The sequence below is a fragment of the Paenarthrobacter sp. NPDC091711 genome (assembly GCF_044756605.1).
Classification (GTDB): Bacteria; Actinomycetota; Actinomycetes; order Actinomycetales; family Micrococcaceae; genus Arthrobacter.
The window spans coordinates 24,336-41,815 of the sequence record NZ_JBIVTF010000015.1 but is presented as its reverse complement, the minus strand read 5'-3'; the positions used below and the strand labels follow the sequence as shown (position 1 = coordinate 41,815).

Here is a 17,480-nt window from a genome sequence, read left to right as displayed (position 1 = left end):
TTAGCCAGTGAACTTCGCTCTCTACAAAGAGATGCTGTCCATACGCCCTGTCCGGCGTTTGCTCGTAGTGGGCATGATTGCCCGTATTCCACACTCGGCGGCAGGCGTGCTCCTCACCTTGCACATCGTGTTGACCCTTGGCCAGGGATACGCCGCCGCGGGCGCAGCAGCTGCCGTCATGACCATTGGCATTGCGCTGGGCGCCCCCTGGCGTGGCCGCCGGGTGGACATGGTGGGCCTGAGGAAGGCACTGATCCCTTCAGTTGTCTCGGAGACCGTCATCTGGTCCATAGTCCCGCACGTTTCGTATGAGTGGCTGCTGCCGCTGGTGTTCGTCGGCGGCCTTTTCACGCTGCCGATCTTCAGTGTCGTCCGCCAGTCTCTGGGCGTCATGGTCGATGGCGAGCAGCGGCGTTCGGCGTTCGCCCTCGACTCCATCGCTACCGAGCTGGTCTTCATGATTGGGCCCGCTGTTGGGGCAATCGTCGCCACCAGCGGTTTCTCGGCGATCGGACTAACGGCCGTTGGCGTTTCCGTCTCTGTGGCCGGGCTGTTCCTGATGTGGTTCAACCCGCCCACCCGCAGCGAAGTGGTGTGCACCCCGCAGGAGTCTGCGGACCGGGCGGCGGCCGATCTCGCTGCTGCTGAGGCTGCCATGGTGGCGTCAGCACCGGCCCATGTCCAGGAAGCGGCGTCGGAAATGGCGTCTTCGACGTCCAGAACAGCAGCTCTGCGGAGTCGCGTCGCCAGGAACTTCACGTGGTTCACGGTCTCTGTTGCGGCTCTTTTTGCGGTGGCCGCCGGATCCGGCATGGTTCTGAGCGGTTCCGATGTCAGCATCGTGGGGCTCTTGGAACGTGGTGGGCACGAGAATGAAATCGGCATCGTGTTCTTCTTCTGGTGCGCAGCGTCAGTGGTGGGTGGCCTCATCTACGGGTCAATGAAGCGGTCCATCTCGCCCATGCTCCTGCTGCTGGGCATGGCCGCACTCACCATCCCGATGGGCTTTGCCCAGGACACCTGGACACTGGCGTTCCTCTCACTCCTGCCGGGCCTGCTGTGCGCCCCCGTTCTGTCTGCATCTTCCGAGAAGGTAGCCGACCTCGTCGAGGAGGAGCGCCGGGGTGAAGCCATGGGCTGGTACGGCTCCGCACTGACAGCTGGCGTCGCACTCGGCGCACCTCTGGCCGGGGTCTTCATCGACACCGTGGGTCCTTCCGGTGGTTTCGCTGCCATCGGAATCGCCGGCGTCGTGCTCTGCGCAGCCGGACTTATCCTGACGTCCCTGCGCCGCCGGGCAGCGCGGGTCTGAAAATCTCACCTAACGACGACGGCGGGTCGACCATCTGTGGTCGACCCGCCGTCGTTGGTTCTTACCGTAGTTGGGGCTAGTTCACCGGTCCGGTGAACTTTTCGCCCGGACCCTTGCCCGGAGCGTCAGGAATAAGTGAAGCTTCGCGGAAAGCCAGCTGCAGGGAGCGCAGGCCATCGCGCAACGGGCCGGCATGCTGGGAACCGATCTCCGGGGCTGCTGCGGACACCAGTCCGGCGAGGGCCGTGATCAGCTTGCGGGCTTCGTCCAAGTCCTTGAGGTCCTCGGCATTCGGGTCATCGGCCAGGCCGACTTTGACGGCTGCCGCACTCATGAGGTGAACGGCGCCGGTGGTAATGACTTCCACAGCCGGTACTTCAGCGATGTCGCGGATCTGCTGGGACACACCGGCATCGGCGGCAGGGGCGGCGTTTTCGCTGTAGGAGTTGCGGGAATTGCTGTCTTCAGTGCTCATACTGGTAAGCTTGTCACAGACCGACTGGAAGTCGTTATTCAGGGTTAATATCCGCAGTCAACGTTCCCGCCTTCCGCAATGTGCGCTTGGCGGGATGTTTCTGTAGAATTGTCTTTCAGTTTGCAAGCGGAGTTCTCTCCCACCCGCGTCAGCCGTTCCCTCAGGGGACAGGATCCCTTTTGGGACAAGAGGTTGCCGGGTACCTGGTCGGACACTTGTGGAAGCATGGCTTCCGGAAGTGCGTGCTTCCTTGATGGAAGTGCAGCCGATCTTCGAGGCCTTCGATTGCACCAGCAATTGGGGGCCTTCTCTATTTGCCGGTGACATCACCACAACCACAGGAGCTTTAACATTAGCGAGCCAAGAATCAATGAGCGTATCCGCGTCCCCGAGGTGCGGTTGGTCGGTCCTGCCGGCGAACAGGTAGGAATTGTCCGCATCGAGGACGCCCTGCGTCTTGCTGCCGAGTCCGATCTCGATCTCGTTGAAGTTGCCCCGCAGGCTAAGCCTCCTGTTTGCAAGTTGATGGACTTCGGTAAGTACAAGTATGAAGCCGCAGTGAAGGCCCGCGAGGCCCGCAAGAACCAGACAAACACGGTTCTTAAGGAAATCCGCTTCCGCCTTAAGATCGACAAGCACGACTACGAAACCAAGCGCGGACACGCACTTCGATTCCTGGGCGCCGGCGACAAAGTCAAGGCCATGATCCAGTTCCGTGGCCGCGAGCAGCAGCGTCCCGAGATGGGCATCCGCTTGCTGCAGCGTTTCGCTGAAGACGTTGCCGAGGTTGGCATCATCGAGTCCAGCCCGCGCATCGATGGCCGCAACATGGTCATGGTGATCGGCCCGCTGAAGAACAAGGCTGAAGCCAAGGCCGAAGCCCGCCGCGCTACGCAGCGTGCTGAAGCCAAGGCACAGAACGAGGCCAAGGCATCCGGACGCGTTGACACCACGGGCGAGCAGGCTCCGTTGACTCAGAGCCTTGCTGACCTTCTTCCCGAGGGTTTCAAGGTCACTGAAGAGGAGACCAAGCAGGAAACTGCTGAAGCCCCCGAGGCTCAGGCACCGGTTGCTGAGGAAGCTCCGGTTGCTGAGGAATCCGCACCCGTTGCTGAAGAGGCTCCGGTTGCTGAGGCAGCTCCGGTTGTGGAAGAAGCTCCCGTTGTTGAGGAAGCCCCCGTGGTCGCAGCTCCTGTTGCCAAGGCAGCACCGGCTCCGGCGAAGGCTGCACCGGCCGCCAAGGCAGCACCCGCTCCGGCGAAGGCTGCACCGGCCGCCAAAGCAGCACCCGCAGAGGCAGCTCCGAAACCAGCTGTACCGGCAGCAGCCCCGAAGCCTGCAGTTCCTTCGGCTCCGAAGCCCGTCGCCAAGCCGGCAGCTCCCAAGCCGGCAGCTCGGCCTGCGGCCCCCAAGGCTGCACCGAAGCCTGCATCACGCAAGACCAACTAGTTCAACGCCGCGGAGGCCCCGCTTCCATCGGCAAGCAACCAGCATGCCGGCCCTTGTAGGCCGGCTGCGCGAAAGAATCGCGGACTCGTCCGTGGATACGTAAGGAGATCGGTTCCCATGCCGAAGATGAAGACCCACAGCGGTGCTAAGAAGCGCTTCAAGCTGACCGGTACCGGCAAGCTGAAGCGTCAGCAGGCCAACCGCCGTCACTACCTGGAGCACAAGTCCTCCAGGCTGACCCGCCGCCTCGCCGGCGACAAGCTCGTCTTCAAGGGCGATGCCAAGGTCATCAAGAAGATGCTCGGCGTCTAAGTTCCAAGTTCTTTGGTTACTGCCATCCGGCAGGGACCGACTACACCAAAAGCCTTCTCAGGCCGGCCGGGTTTCCGGCAGTAGCAGCTTGGGATAAAGATTTCTGAAGGAGTACGCACGTGGCACGTGTGAAGCGGGCGGTAAACGCCCACAAGAAGCGCCGGGTTGTCCTTGAACGCGCAAAGGGTTACCGCGGACAGCGTTCGCGCCTGTACCGCAAGGCCAAAGAGCAGCTGCTGCACTCGTTTGTGTACAGCTACGGTGACCGTCGCAAGAAGAAGGGCGACTTCCGTCGCCTCTGGATCCAGCGTATCAACGCTGCATCCCGCGCCAACGGCCTCACCTACAACCGTCTGATCCAGGGCCTCAAGGCCGCTGAGGTTGAGGTTGACCGCCGCATGCTGGCCGAGCTGGCCGTTTCCGACGCCAACGCTTTCGCCGCTCTGGTGAACATCGCCAAGGCCGCACTTCCGGCTGACACCTCCGCTCCGGCTGCGGCTGCTGCAGCTCCCAAGGCTGCCGCTCCCAAGGCTGCCAAGGTTGCTCCGGCCGCTGCCACCGCAACGGCTGTCAAGGCTGCAGTTTCCGACAAGCCGGCTATCGACGGCGCAGTTGCTGCTGATGGCGACGAAGCTCCGGAAGGCTACGCCATCAAGGGCAACGCTGAGTCCAAGAAGTACCACGTTCCGGGTTCCACCTGGTACAACACCACTGCTGCTGAGTACTGGTTCTCCACCGTTGAGGCTGCAAAGGCTGCCGGCTTTGAGCCTGCAGGTGGCGAAGCCCGCCAGCAGATCAAGAACTAGTCGCAACTGCCACTAAAGTTCTTTATATGAACGAAACCGGGCGCCCGCAAGACTTTCCGATGACCAACCCCCGAGCTGATCGGGTGAGGGACGTCGCCAAGCTTGCCGGGCGCCCGGCCCGTTTAAAGCGCGGACGCTTTCTTGCAGAGGGCCCGCAAGCGGTCCGTGAGGCGTTGACCCTGCACCGTGAGCGCATGGCGGCGGGAGGTCCCGCCGTCGTACATGAAGTTTTTGCCAGCGAAGCGTGCCTGGAGCGTCTTCCTGAGCTTGCCGACCTCGCGCAGGCAACGTTGCTCCGGCTAGCCAGTGACGAAGTCCTTGCCGCCATGGCCGACACCGTGAATCCGCAGGGGATCGTGGCCGTGTGTAGCTTCGTGGACGTCAGCCTGGATTCGGTGTTGGACTCCAGTCCCCGCCTGATAGCGGTCATGTGCCAGGTGCGCGACCCCGGTAATGCCGGGACGGTACTGCGCGCGGCGGACGCCGCAGGCGCTGATGCGGTTGTCCTCACCGGCTCAAGCGTGGACATCTACAACCCTAAAGCTGTCCGTTCCACGGCCGGTTCCCTCTTCCACCTGCCGGTTGTGCTTGGTGCCGATGTTGAGGAGCTTGTTGGGTACTGTCGGGAGCGCGGCATCGGCATCCTTGCTGCGGACGGTTATGGGACCGTCAACCTGGACACACTGCAGGATGAGAACGCTGCGCGTCGACTGGGGAATGAGTCAGTGACCTCGGACTATGCCCTGGAGTCTCCTACGGCGTGGCTGTTCGGCAATGAGGCGCAGGGGTTGTCTGAAGCTGAGCTTGCGTTGGCTGACCACAGGGTGGCCGTGCCTGTCTACGGGGCAGCCGAGAGCCTGAACCTGGGCACCGCAGCTACTGTGTGCCTCTACGCCAGTGCGCGTTCCCAGCAGGGCGCCAGAGTGGGGAATGCGTAAACAGCACGTCCGCGGGTACGGTATTGCTTGCAAGATCAGCCGATGACGACTCTTCTTGGTAAATTCCAGTCTTTCCCAAACCCGAAGAGGTGAAGCTTTCGTGGCTGCAGGTGGCGGTACCAAAGCGATTGTGGCGGCCCTTGCTGCCAACTTGACCATCGCTGTATTGAAGTTTGTTGCCTTCTTCCTGACGGCGTCATCGTCCATGCTCGCCGAGGCCATCCACTCGGTGGCTGACTCCGGCAACCAGATCCTGTTGCTCGTGGGTGGTAAGCGCGCCAAGAAGGCCGCGAGCCCGGAGCACCCCTTCGGCTATGGCCGCGAGCGTTACATCTACGCGTTCATCGTTTCCATCGTGCTGTTCAGTGTTGGTGGCCTGTTCGCCTTGTATGAGGCCTGGGAAAAATTCCAGCACCCGCACGGTATAGAGGGCGCCTTCTGGTGGGTCCCTCTCGCGGTCCTGGTGGGTGCCATCATTGCTGAGTCGTTCTCGTTCCGCACGGCGATCATCGAGTCGAACCACACCCGCGGCAAGCAGTCATGGGTCAAGTTTGTCCGCAACGCCAAGCAGCCGGAACTGCCGGTTATCCTCCTGGAAGACTTCGGCGCTTTGATTGGCCTGCTCTTCGCTCTCTTCGGCGTCAGCATGACATTGGTGACAGGCAACGGTGTCTGGGATGCCATGGGTACCGCCATGATCGGCTTCCTCCTGGTGGCCATTGCTGTGATCCTGGCTCTAGAAACCAAGTCTTTGCTTCTAGGGGAGTCTGCCACGAAGGAAGACGTCCAGCGCATTACAGCCGCCCTGGAAGCTGACGGAACGCGCATCATCCACCTCAAGACCCTGCACTTGGGACCGGAGGAATTGCTGGTGGCCGCAAAAATCTCCATGGGAGCCTCCCAGACGGGCGAGGAGATCGCCAGGGGGATCGACGACGCCGAGCAGCGTATCCGGGCGGCCGTCCCCATTGCGCGGGTCATCTACCTCGAACCAGACATCGAGCGCGTTCAGGCACCGCAGCTTTAGGTTCTTGGGCAAGTAAATCTGACGAAAAAAGATGGGCTCCGCTGCGGCGGAGTCCATCTTTTGTTCCAGCTGTCACTCTCACCGCTGGCTGATCAGCGATACAGCGGCCTGCGGCGCAGCTGTTTCGTGATGCCAGCGGTGATCAGGTGGCCAGCGGCTTTTTGCGTTCCAGCAGGCCGCTGAGCAAAGCTACTCCGAGGCCCAGAATAGCCAGCACCGCGCCTACCAAGGCAGGAGCCACATAGCCCCAACCCCAGGCAATCACGGTGCCGCCGAGGAAGGCTCCGAGCGCGTTGGCGATGTTGAGGGCTGAGTGATTCAGCGAGGATGCCAGCGAGGCAGCGCCCGGTGCAGCGTCCAGGAGCCGGGTCTGCAGTGCAGGGGTCAACATGGAGCCCACACCGCCCACCACGAACGCCATGATGAAAGCAGCCCACGCCCAGTGCGCGGCAATTGCGTAGACCACCAGGGCTACCGCGATTCCGGGCATGACCCAGTAGATGGTGCCCATCACGGACTTATCAGCAAGGCGTCCACCGAAGATGTTGCCAACCACCATTCCCAGTCCGTAGAGGGCCACCACGGCGGGGATCAGGTTTTCCGGTATGCCGGCTACAGAGGTCATGGTGTGGGCGATGTAGGTGTAGACGGCGAAGAAGCCACCGAATCCAATGATGCCGATCAGAAGCGCCAGCCACACCTGGAGCCGCTTGAGGGCACCGAGTTCGCGCCGGATACTCGCCTCGGGGTGGGCTGCTTCGAAGGGAACGAACTTCCACACCATGGCAACGGTGAGTAAGCCGATGGCTCCCACGATGACGAAGAGGAGGCGCCACCCGAAGGTCTGGCCCACCCACGTGGCTGCCGGGACGCCGATGACGTTGGAAACGGTCAGGCCCGCCATCACCATGGAGATTGCCCACCCCCTTTTGGTGGGGGCCACGAGGCCGGCCGCTATGACGGCTGCCACTCCGAAGAAGGCCCCGTGTGGCAGGCCTGAAGCAAAGCGGGAGAGCAGCATGAAGCCGTAGTCGGGGGCGATGAAGGATGTCAGGTTTGCCAGGCTCAGGAACAGCATGAGGCCCAGGGCCAGGTGTTTCCTTGGCAGCTTTGCCCCGAAAGCGGCGAAGACCGGGGCTCCGATAACAACACCCAGGGCATATGCGGAGATAAGGTTCCCGGCCTCGGGAGTGCTGATGCCCAGCCCTTCTTCGATTTCCTTCAGCAGGCCCATCATGGCGAACTCGGTGGTGCCGATGGCGAACCCGCCCATGGCCAACGCCAGTATGGCCAGGCCAAGGTGCTTCTTGGCTGCTTTGGCGGTGGCGGAAGGGGACACGGTGGTAGTCATAAGCCTGCTTCTTGAAGGTGCCTTGTGGGCCGGGGAAGTGCGGAGAAAATCCGATAACAAGCTTAGTCCCGCGCCGGCGACTTGACGCCGGTTTGTGACGATGCCCATTGCCCGGACCCCCATAGACTGTTGCGGTGACTGCACTGATTAACGTCGTGGGCGCCGCCGTCGTCGACTCCCTGGAAGCTCCTACCCGCCTGCTGGCCGCTCGCCGCACAGCACCACCCCAATTTGCGGGGATGTGGGAATTTCCGGGCGGCAAGGTGGAAACGGGAGAAACTGCGGAGGCCGCCCTGCACCGTGAACTCGCCGAAGAACTGGGAGTTCACGTGGACCTGGGGCCGGAGCTTGAGTCCGGCAACGCCGCCGGGTGGACGCTCAATGAGCGCGCGTCCATGCGGGTATGGTTTGCCGAACTGACCGCGGGGGAGCCGCGGCCCCTTGAAGATCACGACGAACTGCGCTGGGTGTCGTTGGCTGACCACGACCAGGTTTTAGGCCTTCGGTGGATCCCGGCGGACCTGCCGATAGTCCGGGCACTACTGGATCGGGTTGCCGCTCCAGCGTGACAACGGAAACTTAGAAGAGCGGCTGCTGCCCCGGGAGGGGAGCGGAGGCGGCTGCAGGGGCCGCTGTGGGGCCCGTAAGGGTGCGGGCATTCCGATGGCTGAATCCGGACGTCCCGGTAAAGCCATACTTCGCCTTGAAAAAGGTGATCCTTCCGGTGAGCCAGGTGCGGTACTCCTTGGAAGCATAGGATCCTTGGCCATAGAGCCGCCGGTACTTGCCCACCAGTTCCGGGTGCTGTGCAGCCAGCCATTGCATGTACCACTCGCGTGTTCCGGGCTTGAGGTACAAAGCGCCGGCGGTGACTCCTGTGGCGCCCGCCTTGGTCAGTTCAGTGAAGAGGGAATCGAGAGCTTCGTCCGAGTCCGTGAGCCACGGCAGGATGGGCATGGCCATGACCCCGCACCCTAATCCGGCATCACGCAGCCGTGCGATGAGCTTGAGCCGGGCCTTGGGGGATGGAGTTCCAGGTTCAATGAGCTCCGCAAGATCCTGATTGGTCATGGCCAGCGAGATGCCAAGGTCCACAGGGACCTGGGTAGCGGCGTGCTTGAGCAGGGGGATATCCCGGGCCAGCAGTGTGCCTTTGGTCAAGATGGAGAAAGGGGTTCCGGAATCGGCGAGGGCCCGGATGATTCCGGGCATGAGGGCGTAGCGACCCTCCGCGCGCTGATAGGGATCGGTGTTGGTGCCGAGGGCAACTTGGGGCCGTTCCCATGATGGCTTGGCCAGCTCTTTGCGGAGAACCTCTGCGGCGTTGATCTTGACCACCACTTGCGAGTCGAAGTCTCGTCCGGCGTCGAATTCCAGGTACGTGTGGCTCTTGCGGGCAAAGCAGTACACGCAGGCATGGCTGCATCCGCGATACGGATTGACGGTCCACTCAAAGGGCATGGCGGAACCGGAAGGCACCTTGTTGAGCACTGACTTTGCGGTGACCTCATGGAAGGTGACTCCGGAGAATTCGGGTGTTGAGATGGAACGCACAAGTCCGGCAAGCGGCAGCAAGGCATCCAAAGCCGGGGCAGGGCCCGGAGCCTTGATTCCACTTGTTTCTGACGCCGGTCCACGCGTTGGTGAAAGTGCTTGTGCGTCCCATCTCATGGACTCCATTCGAAGGTATGTTCGAATAAATGTCAAGGCCGTCCTTACAAGGCCGGTGATTGAGGAGCCGGGCGTTGCTAAGGTTGGCCCATGATTCTGCTGACTGGCTTCGAACCGTTTGGCGAGGACACTGTGAATCCTTCGTGGCTGGCAGTCCGTCGGGCGAGCGAGTTGCTAAATGCGCAAGGCATTGCTGTTGAAGCCGTGGAGCTACCGTGCGTTTTTGGTGAGTCGGCAACAGTTCTCAGCGATGCCATGACCCGCCTTAAGCCGGACATTGTGGTCTGTACCGGCTTGGCCGGAGGTCGTGGACGGATCTCCCTGGAACGTGTCGCCATCAATTGCGATGACGCCCGAATACCGGATAACAAGGGCCAGCGTCCCATCGATGAGGAGGTCATCCCGGGCGGGCCTGCGGCGTACTTCTCCAGCTTGCCCATCAAGGCTGCGCTCCGGAACCTCCAGATCGCGGGAATCAAGGGAGAAGTCTCTCAATCTGCGGGCACCTACGTGTGCAATCACATCTTCTATGCGCTGATGCACTCCTTGGCATCCAAGCCCGGCATCCGTGGCGGATTCGTCCACCTTCCCTATCTGCCGGAACAGCTTCCGGAAGGCACCGCAACGCCGTCCATGCCCCTGGAGACCATGGCGGAAGGAATCGCAGATATTGTCAGGACTGCCCTGCACACGCAGGCCGACGTGAAATTTTCGGCCGGGGCTATCCGCTAAACCAGCTCCCATTCAACCCGGATGCTCGCTGAAACTGAGGATTCTCCTGCTTCCACGGGCATGGCCTCCGCGGTGAAGGACGCCCTCACCATTCCGCCCAAGGGGATGGGACCGCCGTGCAGCGGCTCTTGGGAGATGGAGACCACCTGCCCAAGCCGGGAAGAAGCCAGCGCAGCGTACTGTTCGGCTCGTGCCACAGCATCCTGCCACGCAGCCTCCTGCGCCTGGGCGGTGACGGAGGAAGAGTCAGCAAAGCCCTGTTCGATCCCGTTAATCCGGATGTCGTCTCCGCCGGCTGCCACTGCCGCAGCAATCGCAGCCGGAGCGTCCGCCTGGGAACTGATACCCACCTGCAGATTGGTGGACGCCACATAGGCTGTCACTTTCTGACCTTGCCCCTCCACCCAGACCAGATCGGCGCGAAGGTTCAACCCGCTCGTTCGCAGATCTACGGCGGAAACGCCGGCATCCCGCAAACTGGTTGCAACAGCGTTGGCCGCTTTGCCGGCGTCGTCATAGGCCTCGGCGGCTGTCCCTCGGCGCGTTTCCACCCCGAGAGTTAACGTCACCAGGTCCGGAACAGCCTTTGCGCTGGCGGTCCCGGTAACAGTGATGGTTCGATTCATGAAGAGGCCTCAATTCGCTGGTCCGCAGGGCTGCCCTGCCGGCGGTGGTGAGTGTCAACGTAGCCGCCGGCCACCAAGCCGGCCTGCCGTTCAAAGAAATTCCTCGACGCCGGATTCCCGCTTCGAAGCATGGACCAACCGGCGGCGATGCCGTAGAGGGCAAGAAAGGGAAGGCCGAGGCAGTACGCGTACTGGGTACTGTGCCGCTCCTCATGCCCCAAAAGCACTGTGTTCGTGCCGGCCACGCCCTGCGGCGCCCGGTACAGGATGACGTTTCCCAGGGTGAAGGCGCCGGCGTGGGGGAGTGTCCAGTGGTAGCCGGACGCAATCAGAAGCCCGCGGGGGCCGTGGGCGATCGCGCACCCCGATGCGGCTGCCGCCACCAACCCCAGCGGCGTGGACAGGTTGAGGACGTTTGCGATCTGCCGTAAGCGTTGCGCGGGAGTCATGAAGCAATGCTAGCCCCGTGGCGTATGGCGCGGCACGGGTGGCGGGGATACGCTGATCGGGCACCCGTCGGTGCCGCACTCACATTGGGGGAAGAAGGAAAATGAACGCGAAACGCGCCTTGGGCGTCGTCGGTGTACTGCTCGCACTCATGCTGGCTTTGACAGGTTGCGTCAAGCTCAACATGTCCGTGAAGGTGAACAATGAAAAGAGCGTGGACTACGAGGTGGTCTACGCAATCCAAAAATCCGTGCTGGGAGACAAGTCCTTCGACGAATTCATGGAGTCGAACGGTACCGGAAGCCAGGGGATGGACATCCCGGACGGTGCCACAGTGGTGGATTACGAGGACGAGAAGTACAAAGGCAAGCGGATCACCGCTGCCAACCTGGACCCAGCCAAGCTGGCGGAGTCCTCCAGCTCCGAGAGCCCCTTCGAACTGAAAAGGGATGGGGACTTCTACGTCATCTCCATGGGTGGAGTGACCGGCGGTGAAAGCGGCGACGCCTCATCATCTGCCATGGCGAAGTCCATGTTCGACGAAGCCTCCGTCACGTTCACTTTCCCCGGCAAGGTAGTGGAAGCCAACGGCGCCACCGTGGACGGTAACAAAGCCACTTTCGACATGTTGTCCGTCAAGGACACGGTGGTCCAAGCCAAGGCCGAGGCCAACGCCGGAATTCCCATGTGGATCATTTGGATCCTCGTGGCAGTCCTCGTCATTGCCGCCGCGCTGGTCCTGCTGTTCGTCCTGTTGCGCAAGAGGTCGGCCCAGCAGCAGCCGGCGCTCGCCGGTGCAGCTCCGTATGGACAGCCGGGTTATGCAGCCCAGCCGGGTTATCAAGCACAGCAGGACAACCCGGTCCAGCCGGGGCATATAACCCAGCCGGGCCAGGAGGGCTATCAGTCCCAGCCCCAACCGCCGGCCCAGCGCCCCCAGCAAGACTGGGCAGGGCAAGGTTACACGCCGGGTGCGCCGGCTCAGCAGCCCACCCAACCGCCAGTCCAAAGGCACGACGACGGCCCGGTACCTCCGCCGCCGTCGGCACCTCCCGCTTCCGGCGCCTAGGCGCTGCCGGATTTCTGCGACAGCTACTACCCCTCAGTGGTTCCCGCCGGGTCATGGGCTGTACAAATACACGGCGGTTAAATCCCGACTGTGAGGTTCAACTAGACTGAAGGGTAGTGCCTGCCGTCCGCGGTGAGCACTACCCTTTCGTTTTGCAGGCCTGCCTTGCCGGGCCGTTCCCTACTCGTAGCTAAGAACAGTAGATGACTGACACTTTGCCAGGCGCTGCCATCCCGAATCCGCTGGATGAAGCCGCCATCACCGCCGCCGTCGAGGACGCCATTGCTGCTATTGCGGCTGCGTCCTCCCTTGAAGAACTCAAGGCTGTCCGCCTCGCCCACACCGGTGAGAAGTCGCCGCTGAGCTTGGCCAACCGTGAAATCGGTGGCCTCGCCAAGGAACACAAGGCTGCCGCCGGCAAGCTCATGGGTTCATCCCGTGGCCGGGTCAACCAGGCGCTCGCAGCCCGGACCCAGGTTCTCGAAGCCGAGAACGACGCCCGCATTCTGGTGGAGGAAACCGTGGATGTCACGGCGGGTCCGCGTCGTCGGCGTGCCGGTGCACGGCACCCTCTGTCCACGCTGCAGGACCGCGTCTCGGACATCTTTGTTGGCATGGGTTGGGAAATCGCCGAAGGCCCCGAAGTGGAGTCCGAGTGGTTCAACTTTGATGCCCTGAACTTCAAGCCGGACCACCCGGCGCGCGAAATGCAGGATACGTTCTTCGTGGAGCCGCCCGAAGCCCACTTGCTGATGCGCACGCACACCTCGCCGGTGCAGGTTCGTTCCATGCTGGAACGCGAAGTGCCCATCTACGTTTTGTGCCCGGGCAAGGTGTTCCGCACCGATGAACTCGATGCCACGCACACGCCTGTCTTCCACCAGTTCGAAGGGCTGGCGATCGACAAGAACCTCAGCATGGCGGACCTCCGTGGCACGCTGGAGCACTTCGCCCGCCAGATGTTCGGCGACGAAGCCTCCATCCGCCTGCGGCCCAACTACTTCCCGTTCACCGAGCCGTCCGCGGAGCTCGACATTTGGCACCCGGGTGCCAAGGGCGGTCCGCGGTGGATCGAGTGGGGCGGCTGCGGCATGGTCAACCCCAACGTCCTCCGGGCAGCCGGCATCGATCCGGACATCTATTCAGGTTTTGCCTTCGGTATGGGCATTGAGCGCACGCTCATGTTCCGCAACGAGGTCGGCGATATGCGCGACATGATCGAAGGCGACGTACGTTTCAGCGAGCACTTCGGGATGGAGATCTAACAGTGCGTATCCCACTTTCCTGGCTGCGTGAATTCGCGCAGGTTCCGGCCGATGCAACGGCCGAAGACGTCATGGCTGATCTGGTCAAGGTTGGTTTTGAAGAAGAAGAAGTCCACCGTCCCACGGATGAGCTGAGGGGTCCCGTTGTGGTTGGCCAGGTTCTGAGCCTGGTCAAGGAGCCGCAGACCAATGGCAAGACCATCAACTGGTGCCAGGTCCGCGTGGTTCCTGAGGGCCAGGAGCAGACCCTCACCGGCGAGGGCATTGATCCTTCCGGCGTGCAGGGCATCATTTGCGGTGCCCACAACTTTGTTGAGGGCGACAAGGTTGTTGTCACCCTGCCGGGCGCTGTTCTGCCCGGAAACTTCCAGATCTCGGCGCGCAAGACCTACGGTCACCTGTCCGCGGGCATGATCGCTTCCGTCCGTGAGTTGGGTATCGGCGATGACCACGACGGCATCCTGGTGCTCTCGCGCATCGGACTGGACCCGGAAATCGGCTCAGACGCGATGGAACTGCTTGGTCTGTACGACCAAGCAGCCGAAATCAACGTCACCCCGGACCGCGGTTATGCCTTCTCCATCCGCGGTGTGGCCCGCGAATACGCCCACGCTACAGGAACGTCGTTCACGGACCCCGCGTCCAAGGTCAACGCGCCGGCTTCCCTGCAGGGCGGCTACGGCGTCAAGCTCAACGACGACGCGCCTATCTACGGCAAGCCCGGATGCGACCGCTTCGTGGCCCGCACGGTCCGTGGCGTGGATGCTTCCCGTCCCACTCCGCCGTGGATGTCCTCCCGCCTTCGCCTGGCCGGCGTCCGCTCCATTTCGCTGCCGGTAGATATCTCCAACTACGTCATGCTGGAGCTTGGTCAGCCGAATCACTGCTATGACCTCGATAAGCTTGCAGGCGACATCGTGGTTCGCCGTGCAGTGGCAGGGGAGAAGATCACCACCCTCGATGACAAAGAGCGCACGCTTGACATCGAAGATCTCCTGATCACGGATGACTCGGGTGCCATTGGCATTGCAGGCGTGATGGGCGGTGCGCACACCGAGGTGTCCGATTCCACCACGAACATCCTGGTGGAAGCCGCGCACTTCGATGAGGTCTCCATCGCCCGGTCCCGTCGCCGGCACAAGCTGCCGTCCGAAGCGTCCAAGCGCTTCGAGCGCGGGGTTGATTGGCACGTTGCCAACATCGCTGCGCAGCGCGTCGTTGACCTCTTGGTGGAACTTGCCGGGGGTACGGCAGACGAGGCCGGGACCGACGTCGGAACCGCCCCTGAGGCTGTCACCATTGAACTGCCCGCCGAGTTCGCCGCCGCCCGGATCGGCATCGATTTCACCGAAGAGCAGATCACCACGTCCCTGGTGGACCTAGGTGCAACTGTGGAGAAGACGTCGTCGGGTTACGTTGTGACCGCTCCGAGCTGGCGCAATGACCTCGAAACCAAGGAAGACCTCTCCGAGGAAATCGCGCGGCTGGTGGGCTACGACAACATCCCCTCGACACTTCCGGTGGCGCCTCCGGGCCGGGGCCTCAGCCGCAGCCAGCAGCAGAAGCGCCGTGTTGTACAGGCCTTGGCTGATGCAGGTCTTATCGAGGTGCTGTCCTACCCGTTCGTCTCCAAGGCAGCCAACGACACCTTCGGCGTGGCCGCTGAAGGCGAAGCACGTCCTGCGTTGAAGCTGGCGAATCCGATCAGCGAGGAACAGGGATTCCTCCGGACTTCCATCCTGCCGGGTCTGATCGAGGTTGCCCGTCGCAATCACTCACGCGGTTTCCGCGATTTGGCTGTGTACGAGGCCGGTTCAGTCTTCCTCCCTGGCGAAACGCTGGGCACGGATTCCATCCCGCCGCTGGGCGTCAAGCCTGCCGATGAGGTACTGGATGCACTGTACGACGGCGTCCCTCACCAGCCGCTGCACATCGCCGCAGTCCTGACCGGACATGATTCACCGGCCGCTGCAACGCACACGCCTCGGGCGTGGGATTGGGCAGACGCTGTTGACGTGGCACGCCTGATCGCCGATGTTCTGGGCGTGGAATTGGTTGTCAGCCAGGGAAGCCACCAGGCGTTCCACCCTGGCCGTGCAGCTCAGCTCGCGCTGCGCAACGGCGACGTAGTGGGCTACGCCGGCGAGCTCCACCCGAAGTTGCTGGCTGCGCACGACATGCCGGCCCGCTCCGTGGCGCTTGAGGTCAATGTGGAAGCGTTGTTCGAAGCTGCTGCTGACGTGATCGTGGCCAAGCACATCTCCGGATTCCCCGTTGCGACGCAGGACGTTGCCTTGGTTGTCCCGCAGGACGTGCCGGCGGACCAGGTTCTGGCAGCGCTGCGTGAAGGTGCGGGCGAGCTCCTCGAAGACGTCGCGCTGTTCGATGTCTACGCGGGTCCCGGGATCGACGAAGGTAAGAAGTCACTGGCTTTCGGCCTCCGCTTCCGTGCTGACGACCGCACGTTGACCGCGGATGAGGCTTCTGAAGCCCGTGCCGCAGCTGTTGCTGTTGCAGCCGAGCGCTTCGGAGCTGTCCAGCGCTGATACTGCTCGCGATTGATCATCCCCGGAACCATCTGGTTCCGGGGATTTTCTTTTATTGAGATTGAGCTCCCAGCATCTTGACAGACTATTCACATATGTATGACAGTTCTGTCATGCGCATGTGAAACATGTGTATCACATCCCTCGCACGGTTCCATAAGAGCCGTCCTTTGAAAGGTACTCATGAAGAAGCAGAATGTTGCTTTGCTTGTCGGGGCAGCAGTAATGGCCCTGACGTCCTCATTTGGTGGAGCTGCAGTGGCGTCAGAGTCGACGCCCCAAGTAGCCGCTGCCGAGGTTCAGCCCGTAGGGCACACGGTGGACAAGACGCAGACGTCGGGCTCGGCCGCATCCCCTCTGGCCGACAAGTACACCATTGCCGCACCCACCAAGAGTAGCGGCGCTTCCACGGACTCGGTCATCGGCGCCGATGGCAGGGTAAGAATCACCAACACCACGGCAGCCCCCAATCGCTCCATCGTGCAGATTGAGTTCAATGGCGGCTACATCTGCTCCGGCGCACTGATCTCCGATGACACTGTGCTGACGGCTGGACACTGCGTCCATGAGGGCGGCACCGGCTCCGAGGCCGACTACTCCTGGGGCGTCAAAGTAGCCCCGGGCCGCAATGGTTCAACCGACCCCTACGGTACGTGCGGTGCAACGGAGATCTTCACGGACCAGCGCTGGATCGACTCGGCGAACACCAACGCCGACTGGGGCGTCATCAAGCTCGACTGCACCATCGGCAACACCACCGGCTGGCTCAATTACGCCGGTACTACCGCCAGCCTGAATGGAACCAGCACCACAGTGCGCGGCTATCCGGGAGACAAGGCATTCGGCACCATGTGGTCCATGACCGGACCCATCGAGAGCACGCAGGCGGAAAAGGTGTTCTACAAGATGGACACCTATGGTGGCCAGAGTGGCGCCCCCGTCTACAACAGCTCCAACACCATCGTTGCCATCCACACCAACGGTGGCAGCTCCAACTCCGGCACCCGCATCACTCCCACCCTGGCAAACTACCTGACGTCGGTGAAGTAGCCCAGCTGAGTTAACCCACCCAACAAGTGTTCCCCTCAGTGAGATCCTGGCTGAGGGGAACACTGCTGAGTGAGGCGAGTGGCGCCGGCTACAGACAGCGACGCGGCGTGGAACGTCGTAGGGGAGGGCTTACAGTAGTGATGGGCAGCGTGAAAGGAGTTCTGATGAAGTACTCGAAGGTCAAAGCCGGACTCATCGCCGGCGCTGCATTCCTTGTAGCACAGTTCATTTATCAGGTTGTTCTCGCTGCACCTTACAATCTCGGAATCAGCCTCGTTATGGCGGCCATCGTCGTGGTGGGGTCCATCGTGGGCCGGCACGTGATGAACCGTCGAAGGAGTGGGCTGACAGGCGACGTTTAGCTGGGTGGCCAGGGGCCCGATCAGCTGTTCATTGAGAATGGT

At 62.1% G+C, this 17,480-nt stretch carries 18 protein-coding genes; 13 read left to right on the top strand and 5 right to left on the bottom strand.

What is annotated here, in order from left to right; all coding sequences use genetic code 11:
- Positions 1-7: 7 nt before the first annotated feature.
- Positions 8-1,312 carry an MFS transporter gene (locus tag ACIQH5_RS18500; protein WP_400406216.1) on the top strand — a complete coding sequence of 435 codons (1,305 nt, stop codon included), beginning with the start codon at positions 8-10 and terminating at the stop codon, positions 1,310-1,312.
- Positions 1,313-1,388: 76 nt separating this feature from the next.
- On the opposite strand, the gene ACIQH5_RS18495 is transcribed toward ACIQH5_RS18500, so the two are convergent.
- The gene (locus tag ACIQH5_RS18495; protein WP_105692384.1) at positions 1,389-1,787 is read right to left on the bottom strand and encodes a DUF1844 domain-containing protein; all 399 of its coding nucleotides are present in this window, start codon (positions 1,785-1,787) and stop codon (positions 1,389-1,391) included.
- Between the two features lie 393 nt (positions 1,788-2,180).
- Here ACIQH5_RS18495 and infC point away from each other — a divergent pair, with 393 nt between their 5' ends.
- The 5 genes from infC (at position 2,181) to ACIQH5_RS18470 (ending at position 6,319) form a co-directional block, all read left to right on the top strand.
- Positions 2,181-3,236: a translation initiation factor IF-3 gene (gene infC / locus ACIQH5_RS18490; protein ID WP_400406212.1), complete on the top strand. Its 1,056-nt coding sequence runs from the start codon at positions 2,181-2,183 to the stop codon at positions 3,234-3,236.
- A 117-nt stretch (positions 3,237-3,353) separates the two neighbouring features.
- The gene (rpmI, locus tag ACIQH5_RS18485) at positions 3,354-3,548 is read left to right on the top strand and encodes a 50S ribosomal protein L35 (RefSeq protein ID WP_011774324.1); all 195 of its coding nucleotides are present in this window, start codon (positions 3,354-3,356) and stop codon (positions 3,546-3,548) included.
- 119 nt (positions 3,549-3,667) lie between these two features.
- The gene (gene rplT / locus ACIQH5_RS18480; protein WP_400406209.1) at positions 3,668-4,354 is read left to right on the top strand and encodes a 50S ribosomal protein L20; all 687 of its coding nucleotides are present in this window, start codon (positions 3,668-3,670) and stop codon (positions 4,352-4,354) included.
- Positions 4,355-4,380: 26 nt separating this feature from the next.
- Positions 4,381-5,292, top strand: a complete 912-nt coding sequence (locus ACIQH5_RS18475; protein WP_400406206.1) for a TrmH family RNA methyltransferase — start codon at positions 4,381-4,383, stop codon at positions 5,290-5,292.
- A gap of 100 nt (positions 5,293-5,392) precedes the next feature.
- Entirely contained in the window at positions 5,393-6,319 is a 927-nt protein-coding gene (locus ACIQH5_RS18470) for a cation diffusion facilitator family transporter (RefSeq protein WP_400406203.1), read from the top strand.
- A 142-nt stretch (positions 6,320-6,461) separates the two neighbouring features.
- Here the strand turns inward: ACIQH5_RS18470 and ACIQH5_RS18465 are convergent, their stop codons facing one another.
- Complete coding sequence (locus ACIQH5_RS18465) at positions 6,462-7,670, bottom strand: MFS transporter (protein WP_400406200.1); 1,209 nt, start codon at positions 7,668-7,670, stop codon at positions 6,462-6,464.
- Positions 7,671-7,804: 134 nt separating this feature from the next.
- On the opposite strand from ACIQH5_RS18465, the gene ACIQH5_RS18460 reads away from it, so the two are divergent.
- Complete coding sequence (locus ACIQH5_RS18460) at positions 7,805-8,239, top strand: (deoxy)nucleoside triphosphate pyrophosphohydrolase (protein ID WP_400406197.1); 435 nt, start codon at positions 7,805-7,807, stop codon at positions 8,237-8,239.
- A gap of 10 nt (positions 8,240-8,249) precedes the next feature.
- Here the strand turns inward: ACIQH5_RS18460 and ACIQH5_RS18455 are convergent, their stop codons facing one another.
- Positions 8,250-9,341 carry an Rv2578c family radical SAM protein gene (locus ACIQH5_RS18455; protein WP_400406194.1) on the bottom strand — a complete coding sequence of 364 codons (1,092 nt, stop codon included), beginning with the start codon at positions 9,339-9,341 and terminating at the stop codon, positions 8,250-8,252.
- 90 nt (positions 9,342-9,431) lie between these two features.
- Here ACIQH5_RS18455 and pcp point away from each other — a divergent pair, with 90 nt between their 5' ends.
- On the top strand, positions 9,432-10,073 hold the full coding sequence (gene pcp / locus ACIQH5_RS18450; protein WP_400406191.1) for a pyroglutamyl-peptidase I: 642 nt from the start codon (positions 9,432-9,434) through the stop codon (positions 10,071-10,073).
- Here the strand turns inward: pcp and ACIQH5_RS18445 are convergent.
- Together ACIQH5_RS18445 and ACIQH5_RS18440 are read right to left on the bottom strand one after the other, a co-directional pair.
- Positions 10,070-10,699, bottom strand: a complete 630-nt coding sequence (locus ACIQH5_RS18445; RefSeq protein WP_400406188.1) for an SIMPL domain-containing protein — start codon at positions 10,697-10,699, stop codon at positions 10,070-10,072. The genes pcp and ACIQH5_RS18445 overlap by 4 nt on opposite strands.
- Positions 10,696-11,148 (bottom strand): hypothetical protein, encoded by a 453-nt coding sequence (locus ACIQH5_RS18440; RefSeq protein WP_400406185.1) that lies wholly within the window; start codon positions 11,146-11,148, stop codon positions 10,696-10,698. Before ACIQH5_RS18440 ends, ACIQH5_RS18445 begins: the two co-directional genes overlap by 4 nt.
- A 101-nt stretch (positions 11,149-11,249) precedes the next feature.
- Between ACIQH5_RS18440 and ACIQH5_RS18435 the strand changes: the two genes are divergently transcribed.
- The 5 genes from ACIQH5_RS18435 to ACIQH5_RS18415 all read left to right on the top strand — a co-directional run bounded on the left by ACIQH5_RS18435 (position 11,250) and on the right by ACIQH5_RS18415 (position 17,438).
- Positions 11,250-12,215 (top strand): LppM family (lipo)protein, encoded by a 966-nt coding sequence (locus ACIQH5_RS18435; RefSeq protein ID WP_400406182.1) that lies wholly within the window; start codon positions 11,250-11,252, stop codon positions 12,213-12,215.
- Positions 12,216-12,418: 203 nt separating this feature from the next.
- On the top strand, positions 12,419-13,480 hold the full coding sequence (pheS, locus tag ACIQH5_RS18430) for a phenylalanine--tRNA ligase subunit alpha (protein ID WP_062067709.1): 1,062 nt from the start codon (positions 12,419-12,421) through the stop codon (positions 13,478-13,480).
- A 2-nt stretch (positions 13,481-13,482) separates the two neighbouring features.
- Positions 13,483-16,026, top strand: a complete 2,544-nt coding sequence (gene pheT, locus ACIQH5_RS18425) for a phenylalanine--tRNA ligase subunit beta (RefSeq protein WP_400406178.1) — start codon at positions 13,483-13,485, stop codon at positions 16,024-16,026.
- A 183-nt stretch (positions 16,027-16,209) separates the two neighbouring features.
- Positions 16,210-17,076: a trypsin-like serine peptidase gene (locus tag ACIQH5_RS18420; protein ID WP_400406175.1), complete on the top strand. Its 867-nt coding sequence runs from the start codon at positions 16,210-16,212 to the stop codon at positions 17,074-17,076.
- A gap of 164 nt (positions 17,077-17,240) precedes the next feature.
- Positions 17,241-17,438, top strand: a complete 198-nt coding sequence (locus tag ACIQH5_RS18415; RefSeq protein WP_400406172.1) for a hypothetical protein — start codon at positions 17,241-17,243, stop codon at positions 17,436-17,438.
- The last annotated feature ends 42 nt before the right edge of the window (positions 17,439-17,480 follow it).

Excerpts from the sequence above, each read along its gene's own strand:
- ACIQH5_RS18445 (WP_400406188.1), bottom strand. The coding sequence starts at position 10,699 with ATGAATCGAACCATCACTGTTACCGGGACCGCCAGCGCAAAGGCTGTT.
- ACIQH5_RS18475 (WP_400406206.1), top strand. The coding sequence starts at position 4,381 with ATGAACGAAACCGGGCGCCCGCAAGACTTTCCGATGACCAACCCCCGA.
- ACIQH5_RS18440 (WP_400406185.1), bottom strand. The coding sequence starts at position 11,148 with ATGACTCCCGCGCAACGCTTACGGCAGATCGCAAACGTCCTCAACCTG.
- ACIQH5_RS18455 (WP_400406194.1), bottom strand. The coding sequence starts at position 9,341 with ATGAGATGGGACGCACAAGCACTTTCACCAACGCGTGGACCGGCGTCA.
- pcp (WP_400406191.1), top strand. The coding sequence starts at position 9,432 with ATGATTCTGCTGACTGGCTTCGAACCGTTTGGCGAGGACACTGTGAAT.
- ACIQH5_RS18495 (WP_105692384.1), bottom strand. The coding sequence starts at position 1,787 with ATGAGCACTGAAGACAGCAATTCCCGCAACTCCTACAGCGAAAACGCC.
- pheS (WP_062067709.1), top strand. The coding sequence starts at position 12,419 with ATGACTGACACTTTGCCAGGCGCTGCCATCCCGAATCCGCTGGATGAA.
- ACIQH5_RS18415 (WP_400406172.1), top strand. The coding sequence starts at position 17,241 with ATGAAGTACTCGAAGGTCAAAGCCGGACTCATCGCCGGCGCTGCATTC.
- ACIQH5_RS18435 (WP_400406182.1), top strand. The coding sequence starts at position 11,250 with ATGAACGCGAAACGCGCCTTGGGCGTCGTCGGTGTACTGCTCGCACTC.
- ACIQH5_RS18465 (WP_400406200.1), bottom strand. The coding sequence starts at position 7,670 with ATGACTACCACCGTGTCCCCTTCCGCCACCGCCAAAGCAGCCAAGAAG.
- ACIQH5_RS18420 (WP_400406175.1), top strand. The coding sequence starts at position 16,210 with ATGAAGAAGCAGAATGTTGCTTTGCTTGTCGGGGCAGCAGTAATGGCC.
- rpmI (WP_011774324.1), top strand. The coding sequence starts at position 3,354 with ATGCCGAAGATGAAGACCCACAGCGGTGCTAAGAAGCGCTTCAAGCTG.